Annotated in this window: 11 protein-coding genes; 8 read left to right on the top strand and 3 right to left on the bottom strand. The window is 68.1% G+C overall.

Features of this window, described 5'->3' with window-relative positions; genetic code table 11:
- Window positions 1-102: 102 nt before the first annotated feature.
- From BR07_RS24765 to BR07_RS0115085, 3 genes are all read left to right on the top strand, one after another.
- Window positions 103-786, top strand: a complete 684-nt coding sequence (locus tag BR07_RS24765) for a hypothetical protein (RefSeq protein WP_231476382.1) — start codon at window positions 103-105, stop codon at window positions 784-786.
- A 165-nt stretch (window positions 787-951) separates the two neighbouring features.
- Window positions 952-2,577, top strand: a complete 1,626-nt coding sequence (locus BR07_RS0115090) for an ABC-F family ATP-binding cassette domain-containing protein (RefSeq protein ID WP_027506165.1) — start codon at window positions 952-954, stop codon at window positions 2,575-2,577.
- 26 nt (window positions 2,578-2,603) lie between these two features.
- Complete coding sequence (locus tag BR07_RS0115085) at window positions 2,604-3,410, top strand: alpha/beta fold hydrolase (RefSeq protein ID WP_027506164.1); 807 nt, start codon at window positions 2,604-2,606, stop codon at window positions 3,408-3,410.
- Here the strand turns inward: BR07_RS0115085 and BR07_RS0115080 are convergent.
- Window positions 3,391-3,810: a rhodanese-like domain-containing protein gene (locus BR07_RS0115080; RefSeq protein ID WP_027506163.1), complete on the bottom strand. Its 420-nt coding sequence runs from the start codon at window positions 3,808-3,810 to the stop codon at window positions 3,391-3,393. The genes BR07_RS0115085 and BR07_RS0115080 overlap by 20 nt on opposite strands.
- Window positions 3,811-3,903: 93 nt before the next feature.
- On the opposite strand from BR07_RS0115080, the gene BR07_RS0115075 reads away from it, so the two are divergent.
- The 5 genes from BR07_RS0115075 to BR07_RS24755 all read left to right on the top strand — a co-directional run bounded on the left by BR07_RS0115075 (window position 3,904) and on the right by BR07_RS24755 (window position 10,224).
- Window positions 3,904-4,362, top strand: a complete 459-nt coding sequence (locus BR07_RS0115075) for an Lrp/AsnC family transcriptional regulator (protein WP_037186083.1) — start codon at window positions 3,904-3,906, stop codon at window positions 4,360-4,362.
- A gap of 276 nt (window positions 4,363-4,638) precedes the next feature.
- Entirely contained in the window at window positions 4,639-6,861 is a 2,223-nt protein-coding gene (gene secA2, locus BR07_RS24760; protein WP_051613435.1) for an accessory Sec system translocase SecA2, read from the top strand.
- Between the two features lie 131 nt (window positions 6,862-6,992).
- On the top strand, window positions 6,993-8,768 hold the full coding sequence (locus BR07_RS0115065; protein WP_027506161.1) for an N-acyl-D-amino-acid deacylase family protein: 1,776 nt from the start codon (window positions 6,993-6,995) through the stop codon (window positions 8,766-8,768).
- Window positions 8,765-9,370, top strand: a complete 606-nt coding sequence (locus BR07_RS0115060; RefSeq protein ID WP_027506160.1) for a TetR/AcrR family transcriptional regulator — start codon at window positions 8,765-8,767, stop codon at window positions 9,368-9,370. The genes BR07_RS0115065 and BR07_RS0115060 overlap by 4 nt, the downstream gene beginning before the upstream one ends.
- A complete protein-coding gene (locus tag BR07_RS24755; protein WP_037186081.1) occupies window positions 9,367-10,224 on the top strand; it encodes an alpha/beta fold hydrolase in 858 nt (285 codons plus the stop codon). The genes BR07_RS0115060 and BR07_RS24755 overlap by 4 nt, the downstream gene beginning before the upstream one ends.
- Before the next feature lie 8 nt (window positions 10,225-10,232).
- On the opposite strand, the gene BR07_RS0115050 is transcribed toward BR07_RS24755, so the two are convergent.
- A complete protein-coding gene (locus tag BR07_RS0115050) occupies window positions 10,233-11,447 on the bottom strand; it encodes a low temperature requirement protein A (protein WP_231476381.1) in 1,215 nt (404 codons plus the stop codon).
- 52 nt (window positions 11,448-11,499) lie between these two features.
- Window positions 11,500-11,811: a hypothetical protein gene (locus BR07_RS24750; RefSeq protein ID WP_197027812.1), complete on the bottom strand. Its 312-nt coding sequence runs from the start codon at window positions 11,809-11,811 to the stop codon at window positions 11,500-11,502.
- Window positions 11,812-11,920 lie beyond the last annotated feature (109 nt).

Genomic DNA, 11,920 nt, shown 5'->3' with positions numbered 1-11,920 from the left:
CACACGACGCGACGAACTCTTGACGCTCGGCGCGACGTGTGTAATCTTGTAATCACTGGCGCTGTAATCAAGTAATCGCGCCACTGGCGAAAGTAGAACATCATGAATCCCCATGACACCTTCCCCTTCGGAGAACGACCCTCCAGTCCCTTCGGTCGAGGTGACGCACCCCGGCGCGGTGGACCCCACGGACACGGACACGGCCGCGGTCGCGGCGCAAAGCGCGGCGAACGCGTCGGCCGGCCCGGCGGATGGCAGCAGAAAGACGTACCCGACGCAGGCGATGCGGAACAGTGGTTCCTCGGCCGCTTGCCCGACGACTGGTTCGACGGCACCGCCACGGTCGAGGTCGACCGCGAGGAGATCGTCGTGATCGGCGAGCTGAACGCCCCCGAGTCCGATGCCGGCGTCGAGGGCCGCATCGCTCGATTCCGTGAGTCCACCCGCGACGATCGCATGCGTATCGCCGACGAGGCCGAGGCACGCTACGGCCGCAAGGTCGCCTGGGGTGTCACCATCGACGGCGACACCACCCTCTTCACCCACCTCGCGGTGCCGGTCATGACTCGACTGCGTCAGCCCGAACGCAAGGTGCTCGACACCCTCGTCGACGCTGGCGTCGCACGCTCGCGCGCCGACGCGCTCGCCTGGGCCGTACGCCTGACCGGAGACCACATCGACCCGTGGCTCGCAGAACTGCGCGAGGCCATGGCGAAGGTGGACGACCTGCGGGCCCAGGGACCCGACGTCCGGAACACTCACACTCAGGACGACGAGACCGACTGATTCACAGCCGTATTCGACATCTCTGTTGACCGTTCTGCGCTGCCGACCTAGAGTTGGTAGCTCATCGTCCCCGACGAACGGACAGGCAGTTGCTCCTCTCGTAAGTAGTGCGGATCCCACCGACGCGCACGTCGCGGTGGCACGACACTCCTCTCGAGGTGCTCCATGTCAGTATCACCCTCCGTCGTTCTCTCCGATCTCACCTTCTCCTGGCCCGACGGCCGGCCTGTCCTCGACGGCCTGGACGCATCGTTCATGCCGCGCCGGACCGGCCTCGTCGGCACCAACGGAGCGGGCAAATCCACTCTGCTGCACCTGATCACCGGGCGGTATCGACCGCAGCGCGGGTCTGTACGCGTCACCGGCACCATCGGCCATCTTCCCCAGCAGGTGGTCACGAACGTCTCGGACACCGTCGCTGATCTCCTCGGCATCGGAGACGTCCGACGGGCCCTGGCACGCATCGAGCACGGCAGCACCGATCCCGACGACTTCACCGTCGTCGGGATGGACTGGGACGTCGAGGAGCGCACTCTCGCGTTGCTCGACTCGGCCGGCCTCGGCGAGAGTCTGGGCACGGCAGCAGATCTCGATCGACCGATGAGAACCCTGTCGGGGGGCGAGTCGACGATCGTCGCACTCGTCGGTCAGGTGATCCGGCGGCCCTCCGTCCTGCTTCTCGACGAACCGACGAACAACCTGGACCGACGAGCTCGCTCCGCTCTGGGACGAGTACTCGACGAGTTCTCCGGCGCCGTCGTCGTCGCGAGTCACGACCAGGGCCTGCTCGACACCATGGACGACATCGCCGAACTCCACTCGGTACGGTCGTCGCCCGCGTCGCCCGCGTCGCTCCGGATGTTCGGCGGCAACTGGACGCACTACCTGAGCGTCGTGGAGGGCGAGCAGGAGGCGGCGCGGGCCGCGGCGCGGTCGGCCGATCAGGATCTGCGCCGGCAGAAGCGGGATCTGGTCGAGGCGCAGACCACCGTAGCCCACCGGCGACGGATGGGAGAAAAGGCATCTCGCGAGAAGCGGGTACCGAAGATCGTTGCCCACAACCGGCGCAGCGCCGCACAGGAGTCGGCTGCCAAGTACCGCATCGGACACGAGGACCGCGTGGCGGATGCCCGCGCCCGCGCCGACGAGGCGCACGAGATGATTCGTGACGACACCGAGATCGTGGTGGATCTGCCCGAGACGGCGGTGCACGCGTCGAAGTCGGTGGCGTCGACGGGCGAGATGCTGCTCGATCTGGACGGTCGGTACCCGGACAGGACGGTCGAACTCACGATCATGGGCCCGGAACGCATCGCGCTCGTCGGGGACAACGGAGTCGGCAAGACGACTCTCCTGCGATCTCTGGCGCCGTCGGTGCCGACCGCGGTGCTGCCGCAATCCCTCGACGTGTTCGACGACGATGCGTCCGTGGTGGAGAACGTCCGCCGCGCGGCACCGGACACGTCGATCACCGACGTCCGAACTCGGCTCGCTCGCTTCCTCTTCCGCGGTCGGCGCGCAGACGCGGTGGTGCGCACGCTGTCGGGCGGGGAGCGGGTGCGGGCGGCACTGGCGATGCTGCTGCTGGCCGATCCGGCTCCGCAGCTGCTCATTCTCGACGAACCGACGAACAACCTGGATGTCGCGTCGAGGACGCACCTGAGCACGGCGCTGTCGTCGTATCGGGGAGCCCTGATCGTGGTCAGCCACGACGAGGCGTTCCTCGATGCGCTGGGGATCACGCGGCGGGTCGATCTGACCGCCGACGGGCTCACCTCGACGTCCACCTGAGATCGCCCACCTGCGACCATGGCACCGTGGACTTCGCGACGAACCCGGTGGACGGCACCCGCATCGCCTGGTCGGTGACGGGTGACCCCACCGGCCCGCCGGTGATGCTGGTGCACGGCAGCCTGTTGTCGCACCAGATCTGGCGCACCTTCGGCTACGTCCGTGCGCTACGCGACCGGTACCGCCTGATCCTCGTGGACCAGCGTGGACATGGCCGGAGCGAGGCTCCTCGCGACGTCGAGGCCTACTCGATGGACCGTGTCAGCGAGGATCTGGTCGCCGTCCTGGACGCGGCGGACGTGTCCGCCGCGCACTACGTCGGCTACTCGTTCGGCGGTCGGTCCGGCCTCAATCTGGTCACCCGCACTCCCCAGCGTGTCGCATCACTCGTCGTGGGCGGAGCCGGATCGGGGCCGCAGAAGGGCGCGCTGGACAGCCTGTTCTTCGACGGCAGCGCCGACGTCCTCGCCGAACGGGGAATGGACGGGTTCGTCGACGAGTGGGCGAACCGCCGCGGCTTCCCGGTCGACTCCGGCACCCGAGCCGCGTTCCTGCGCAACGACTCCGAAGCGTTGGCCGCCTACTTCCGGGCATCGGACGACGATCCCGGTATCGCCGACGACGCCGTCCGCGCCATCACGGCGCCGACACTGTTCTACGTCGGCTCCCGCGACGTCCAGCGTATCGACGACACCCGTCGCACCGCATCGCTGATCGCCGGCGCCGAGTACGAAGAGCTCCGCGGGTACGACCACGCGACGGCCGTGGCCGCGCCGGAGGCCGTCGAACTCGTGTCCAGGTGGCTGAGTGAGGTCACGTCGTCGGAGCGGTGAGCGGATCGGGCGCTCGCCGTGTACGTCCGGTGTCGGACACGACGGCGAAACCTTCCCGTGCCCAGTACTCGAATCCCCCGATCAGCTCCCGCACGCGGGAGTAGCCGAGGCGAGTGAGCGTCAGGGCCGCTCGGGTGCTGCCGTTGCACCCCGGTCCCCAGCAGTAGACGACGATGTCGGCGTCGCGATCCGGCTCCACCTCGGCGATGCGCGTGCCCAGATCGGCCCCGACGATGTGCACCGCTCCCGGAATGCGCCCCGCACTCCAGGACGCGTCCGAACGAACGTCGATGACCAGCGGCCCCGCACCGCGGAATCGCTCGGCGGCGAGATCGGCGGGATCGGTCTCGAACCTCAGTTTCGCGGCGAAGAAGTCGGCGGCGGACGGTGTCTTTTCCATGGCCTCAGCCAATCCTGTTCGGGCGACTGGGAGAAGTGGTGATCACCGGCTGATCGCACGATCCGGCGTCGATCGGCCGGTATCGTTTTCTTTGTGCCGCGTAATCCACACCCCGAGGTCGACGAGATCGATCGGCGACTGCTAAAAGAGCTGCAGAGTGACGGGCGCGCGACCGTTGCACATCTGGCCCGAGTGGTGAACCTGTCGTCGAGTGCGACGGCCGACCGCGTCCGTCGCCTGACCGACATCGGCGTCATCACCGGCTACTCCGTCACCGTCGACACCGAGGCGCTCGGCTACACGGTCTCGGCGTTCGTCCGCCTGGCGTACCCGTCGGGGAATTACGGTCCGTTCGACGCACTGGTGGCGTCCACCCCGGAGATCATCGAGGCGCATCACGTCACGGGTGACGACTGCTTCATCATCAAGGTCCTCGCCCGCTCGATGCGGGATCTCGAACGTGTCACCGGCCGGCTCGCCACCCTCGGCTCCATCACCACCAACGTCGTGTACTCGAGCCCTCTCCCGAGTCGGCGCATCACTCCTGCGTGACGGCCCGTCGGTGGCCTGGACCTTCGAACAACGCACGTCGCGCAGCCATGCGATGCCCACGGTGACCATGGTGAACGTCGTCCTCTCTAGCCGTCCGGCCGCGACCGTCTCAGATGAGGCGGTTCCCGCGTCGGACGCGCTGCGACAACGGGTGTGCGCACCCCTTCTGGTGACCGCACACCCCTCCCCACCGGCCGCAGACCGTGTGCGCTCACCGCTGGGGGTGTGCACACGGCTTGCGGCCGCACCTACGGGCCCGTCGGTAGCCTGGCGATCATGGCGTCACGGTTCTGGTCCCTGCTCGGTCGTTCGGTCGCGAAGGGGCATGCGCGGTCGCGAGGTGCCGTGGATGCCGCCCGAGCGCTAGAGGACCGCCACCGCGACCTCGACGCGGACGGTCTGCGTGCCGCGGCCGACGGTCTGCGCGGAGCCGGCTCCCTCGACGTGCCCGCGTTCCTCGCGCTCGCCCGCGAGGCGTCCGATCGCGCGTTGTACCTGCGCCCCTTCGACACTCAGCTCTACGGAGCCGTACGGCTGCTGGAGGGCGACGTGATCGAGATGGCGACGGGTGAGGGGAAGACGCTCTCCGGCGCCGTCGCGGCCGCCGCCTACGTGCTGCAGGGCAGGGACGTGCACGTGGTGTCGGTCAACGACTTCCTCGCTCGACGCGACGCCGAGTGGATGGGCCCGTTCTACGACGCTCTCGGAGTCACGGTCGGGTGGATCACGGCGGAGTCGACGGCGGACGAGCGGCGCGCTGCCTACGGGTGCGATGTCACTTACGCCTCGGTCAACGAGGTGGGCTTCGACGTGCTGCGCGATCATCTGGTGGACGATGTCGAATTGCTCGTCTCCCCGACCGCGGACGTCGCCGTCGTCGACGAGGCCGACTCGGTGCTCGTCGACGAAGCTCTGGTGCCCTTGGTTCTCGCCGGTTCGATCGATCAGGACGTGTCGGCCGACGACGTGCTCGACGCCGTGCGATCCCTCGACGCGGACACCGACTGGGAGGTCGACGCCGAGCGTCGCAACGTGTTCCTGACCGATGCCGGGGCCGAGAAGCTCGAGGACGCACTGGGCGGGATCGATCTGTACAGCGAGGAGCACGTCGGCACCACGTTGGTGCGCGTCAATCTCACCCTGCACGCAGAGGTGTTGGTACGCAGGGATGTCGACTACATCGTGCGGGACGGTCGGGTACAGCTGGTCAACGCCTCCCGCGGCCGTGTCGCGGAGCTGCAGCGTTGGCCGGACGGTCTCCAGGCCGCGGTCGAAGCGAAGGAAGGCCTGGCGCGCACGGAGACCGGGCAGGTCCTGGACACCATCACCGTGCAGGCCCTGATGGGTCGGTACCGCCGCGTGTGCGGAATGACCGGAACGGCTCTCGCAGCAGGAGAACAGCTTCGGACGTTCTACGGCCTCGGGGTGTCGGTGGTCGAGCCGAACGAGCCGCTCGTCCGCGTCGACGAGGTCGACCGCGTGTACGCCACCGCTCCCGAGAAGAACGCGGCCGTCGTCGCCGCGGTGCTGGAAGCCCACGCCACGGGGCAGCCCGTGCTCGTGGGGACGCACGACGTCGAGGAGTCCGAGTCGCTGGCCGCCCGGCTCGAGGACGCCGGAGTGCCGGTGGTCGCCCTCAACGCGAAGAACGACGCGGAGGAGGCCGAGATCATCGCGCGGGCCGGACTGCGCGGTGCGGTGACCGTCTCGACGCAGATCGCCGGCCGCGGCACCGACATCAGGCTCGGGGACGGCGTGACCGATCTCGGCGGCCTTCTCGTGGTCGGCACCGCGCGGTACGTCACCGAGCGCCTCGACAACCAACTACGGGGACGCGCAGGGCGACAGGGTGATCCGGGCCGCTCCGTGTTCTTCGCCAGTTGGGACGACTCGCTGGTGACGCGCTACCTGGAGAAGAGCGATCGCCCCGGCCACCCCGACGACACGGGTTTCCTCGAGACGGAGGTCGCGGCCAAGCGCATCGACCACGCGCAGCGCGTCGCGGAGGGCGCGATGCTCGACACCCACGCGTCCACCTGGCGGTACAACCAACTGACCGCCCAACACCGCGACATCCTCGACACGCGTCGGGCCGCGTTGCTCGGCACCGACGAGGCGTGGGACCTGCTGGCCACCCGCAATCCCGAGCGTGCCGCGGAACTGGAGGCCGTCGACTCCGACGCCCGCGTACGCGCCGCCCGGCGCATCGTTCTCCACCATCTCGACCGCGCGTGGTCCGACTACCTGGCGCACCTCGGAGATGTACGCGAGAGCATTCATCTCCGGGCACTCGGCCGACAGAACCCGCTCGACGAGTACCACCGCATCGCGATCGAGGCGTTCGCCGAGGTGCAGTCCCGTGCCCTCGAGGAGTCCGACCGCACCTTCCTGACCTCGACGATCGACGACGACGGCGTGGACCTCGAGTCGGCGGGGCTGGTGCGTCCGTCTTCGACCTGGACCTATGTTCGCGAGTCGCACCGTCCACTCGCGTTCTGAGTGGCCTTCGGCCCCGTGCGCCCTTTGCGTATCCGGAGATGCGCAAAAGGCACACGGGGGACGAAGTCCCACTATTGCGAGTGATCACTCTCTAAGTTACGGTGAGCCCATCGCACAGTGATGGAGGTCACATGAACGAGTCGCACTTCGATGTGGTGATCAGCGGCGGGACCGTCTTCGACGGAGATGGTGGGCCGGGAGTTCGCCGTGATGTCGGCATCGTCGACGGCGTGGTCCGTGCCGTGTCCTCGGACGCGCTCGACGTCGGACCGGACACCGAGGTCATCGACGCCACCGGCCAGTGGGTCATGCCGGGATTCGTCGACGTGCACACTCACTACGACGCGGAGGTCCTGGTGGGGCCGGGCCTGAGCGAGTCGGTGCGCCACGGCGTGACGACGGTGCTGCTCGGCAACTGTTCGCTCTCCACCCTGTACTCCACTCCCGTCGACATCGCCGACCTGTTCAGCCGCGTCGAGGCCCTCCCCCGCGATCACGTGCTCAAGGCCGTCGACACGCACAAGACCTGGTCGGGCCCGGAGGAGTACATCGCCGCGCTCGAGCGCCTCCCGCTCGGACCGAACATCGCTGCGCTGGTGGGGCACTCGGACCTGCGCGCCCACGTCATGGGACTCGACCGGTCGACCGACCGCTCCCAGCGACCGACGCGCGAGGAGACGGCGCAGATGGCGGACGCTCTCGAGAAGGCACTCGACGCGGGCATGCTCGGCATGTCCACGATGACCAATCCCTGGGACAAGCTGGACGGGGATCGATACCGCTCGCGCTCGCTGCCGTCGTCCTACGCGTCGTGGTCGGAGTTCCGGCGTCTGCACAAGATCCTGCGTCGCCGCGGCCGTCTGCTGCAGAGCATTCCGAACCTGAACACCAAGTACGACATGGTGTTCTTCCTCGGCGCCGCGACGGGCATCGGCCGACGCGCACTGAAGGTCTCGCTGCTGGCCGCCGCCGACGCCAAGGCCTCGCCGTGGATCCACCACATCTTCGGTCCGCTGGCCGCTGCGGTGAACGGGCCGGGCAAGGGGCAGTTCCGCTGGCAGCACCTGCCCACGACGTTCGACGTCTACTCCGACGGAATCGACCTGGTCGTCTTCGAGGAATTCGGTTCCGGCAGAGCAGCTCTGCACCTTCGTGAGGAGCTCGGCCGTAACGAACTGCTGAAGGACGAGGCGTATCGACGCTGGTTCCGCGCCGACTTCGAGAAGAAGTTCTCCTCCCGTGTGTGGCACCGAGACTTCGGCGACGTCATCATCACCGAATGCCCCGACTCGTCCGTCATCGGCAAGAACATCGCAGAGTTGGCACGGGAGCAGGGGATCCACGTCGTCGACGCCTTCCTCGACCTGGTGGTCGAGCACGGCCGGAAACTACGCTGGCACACCACCATCGCCAATCATCGCCAGAAGCAGATGGACAAGCTGATCACGAAGCCCGGTGTGACGGTGGGGTTCTCCGATGCCGGGGCGCACCTGCGCAACATGGCGTTCTACAACTTCGGCATCCGCCTGCTGCGGCGCGTGAACGACGCCCGCGAGTCGTTCCTGACGGTCGGCCAGGCGGCTCACAAGCTCAGCGGCGAGCTCGCCGACTTCTACGGCGTCGACGCCGGCCACCTGCGTCTCGGCGATCGCGCCGACATCGTCGTGGTGAATCCCGCCGGCCTGACGGACGAGGTCGACGCGTACAACGAGGAGACGATGCCGGAATTCGGGGGTCTCAGCCGCATGGTCAACCGTAACGACACCGCGGTCACCGCGACGCTCGTCGGCGGACGAGTCGCGTATCGCGAGGGCCGATTCGCCTCCTGGTTCGGGGTGTCCGAGCGGGCGGGCCGATTCCTGCGAGCGGGCGTGAGGACACCTGCGGCCACTACCGTGTCCGTGTGAGACGAACGCAGGAAGAGCGCCGCACCGACACCATCGCGCGACTCCTCGACGCGACCATCGCGTCGCTGTGCGAGAAGGGTTACGCCGCCACGACGGTCAACGAGGTGGTGACCCGCGCGGGAGTGTCGTCGGGTGCGCTCTTCCGGCACTTCGCCACCCGTCTCGATCTCGTCGTGGCCGCGGCGGACGAGGTCCGGAGGCGCCAGTTCGAGGAGTTCCGCGCCGGGCTGTCCGGCTTCGGCTCGGCGTCCGTCGAGCACTGCCTGACGTTGCTGCGCGCCGCGTGCCGGGCGCCGATCAACGGTGCCTGGTACGAGCTGCTCATCGCCGCCCGGAGTGACGATGCACTGCGGGAGCGTCTCGTTCCGTTCACCGTGCGCTACCACCAGGAGATCACCGACCTCGGACGCTCGCTGCCGATCGCGGGCACGATTCCCGCGGCGGAACTCGATACGGTGCTCTTCACGGTGGTACACCTCCTCGACGGGGAAGCCCTCTCCGCCGTGGTGCATCCGCAGCCCGAGCAGGACGAGGTGCGGCTGCACCTCGTCGCGCGACTGCTCCGAGGAGAGTCGCTGTACAGAAGGAGCGAGGCAGGATGACCGAGCCGCACAGCAGGTGGACCGCTCACTCGACGGGTGCCGCACTGGCCGTGTTCGAGTACGGCGATCCGGAGTCGGACACGACGGTGCTGCTCGTGCACGGGTATCCGGACGACCACACCATGTTTCACCCGATGATCGACGCCATCGGTGATCGCGCCCGCGTCATCGCCTACGACACGCGCGGTGGTGGCCGCACCGTCGTCGAGCACCCGGAACGGTCCGAGTCGTTCGCCATCGAACGCCTGGCCGACGACACCTATGCGGTGGTCCAGTCGATCCCCGATCTCCGCGGAGCGGTCCACGCCTTCGCCCACGACTGGGGTTCGGTGCAGATGTGGGAGCCGATGCGCGATCCCCGCGCCGCCGAGGTGTTCGGATCGTTCACCTCCGTCTCCGGTCCCAGCATCGACCACCTCCGCGAGACGTCGCGTCGGCGCGGACTGCGGCCCACCCAGTGGCCGTCGGTGCTCGGTCAGCTCGCCCGGTCGTGGTACATCTGGGGCTTCCACGTGCCGGTCCTGGGAAAGTACGTTCCGACTTTGTTCGTCCAGGCCGGTCCCGCGGACCCCGCTCCCGCCGCGGATCCGCTGAACATGCAGCGCGGTGTCGAGCTCTACCGCGCCAACATCATTCGGCGCATGCTGTCCGGGCCACCACCGCGATGCGACGTACCCACACTCGTCGTGGTTCCGCTGAAGGATCGCTTCCTCTCCCCCGATCTGGTCCAGGACGTCGACCGCTGGGTCCCCGACCTGACCGTCCTGGAGGTCGACGCGAAGCACTGGTGGCCCTGGAGTCACCCGGGAGACGCGGCGGACGTGCTGCTCGACCACGCCGGCCGGGACCGATAGCCCCGGCGTCAGGTCTCGGTCGTGTCGACCGGACTGCGGCGCCGACGGATCACCCCGGTGACGACGGCCGTGATCGCGCCGACAGCGAGGACGATGGCCGAGGCGAACGGGAGCCTGGTGTCGACGAGACCCAGCACGACGACGACGGGAATGGCCAGCGCCGGCCACGGGAACACCGTTCTCCAGTCGCCAGAACTCCAGCCGAGAACGGCGCAGATCCCGACGACGAACAGCGCCACCCCACCGGACAGGGCCCAGCGCCCGGCATCGGTCAGTTCGCCGACGGGATGCAGGACGTACTGCTGGATCCCGACGCCGAGGAGAGCGACACCCAGGGTGAGAGGGAGGTGCCCGTAGACGTACCCGTCGGCACGGCCACTGCCCACCACCCGCTCGTCGTCCTGGATCTCCGTCTTGGCCTCCGCGCCGCCGATGTCGAAGTACATCCACCACACGGCTGCAGCGATCGTGAATCCGAGTGCCGCGACGGCGACGGACGAGAACATCCAGTGGGTAACGTGCATCCCGAGCACCACAGCCGAGATCGACTCACCGAGAACGAGAATGACGAAGAGCCCGAACCTCTCCGGCAGATGCTCGAGGTGCAGCGGCACATCCGGTCCCCAGTGGGTCGCGGCGAACGGCGCCGCGGCCTCCACCATGATTCCCACCGCCCACAGCAGGTAGGTGATCGGTGACGGGGTGAGCAGCGAGACCGTCCACATCACGATACTGACGCCGGTGGCCGCGAGGTACAGATCGATCGTGACGCGGACGTCGGGGATGTGCCGCCGTGCGCGAAGATACAGACCGGCGAGAATCACCCGCGTCGCGATGTACCCGGCTCCGAAGGCGACGGTCCCGTCGCCGCCCACCGCCGTCGCGGCACTGGCGGCCATCACCGCCACGGCGAAGGTGGCGGCGAGTTTCAGCAATCGGTACAGGACGTCGTTCGTGTCGAACCTGTTGGCGTACAACGTGGTGGTCACCCAGGACCACCACGTGACGGCGAAGATTCCCGCGAACTCGGCGATGCCCTGCCAGCGAAGGTCGTCCTTCAGTGCGAGTGCGAGTTGGTGCACGACCAGCACGTAGGCGAGGTCGAAGAACAGCTCCAACCGGGTCGCGCCGCGATCGGCCTCGGTCCGCAGCTTCGGCGGTTGCACCAGCGGAGTGCGCTGGTCGGCTCCCGCATCGGTGTCGCCGTCCGAATGCGCCGTCACGTCATCACCACCCTGCAGGTTGCGAATCGGACAGACCTCGCGGATCGGACGGTCAGCCGATGATGCGCGACACTACGCCGCGAGTGACCTCCTCGGGACGAAACTGCTCGCTCGCGTCCTGCGCCTTCAGACGTCCGTAGTCGTTCTTCAGCAGTGCTGTCGCACCGGCGAGATGGACACCGATGGCCGCGGCGTTCACCGGCGTCCACCGATCCCATCCCTCGTTGGTGACAGCCCCGGTGGAGGCGGCGGTGTCGGCGTTCGACGACGCCTCGTTCAGTGCGACGGCATTGGCGAGGGTTCCGCCGAACCAGGCCGCGAGTCCGACATCGTGGAGCAGGTGGGCAAGGGTGGCACGGGCCATGAGAATCTCCTGTGTCGAGAGCGAGTGCCTCGAACTACCCTCGTGCCGTGCGCTGAAACGTGTCGACCGGTCCAGGACGTCGACCGCCGGGTGCCGGACCTGACCGTCC

Source organism: Rhodococcus sp. UNC23MFCrub1.1 (assembly GCF_000686025.1).
Taxonomy (GTDB): domain Bacteria; phylum Actinomycetota; class Actinomycetes; order Mycobacteriales; family Mycobacteriaceae; genus Rhodococcoides.
This window is presented reverse-complemented; position numbering and strand designations above follow the sequence as displayed.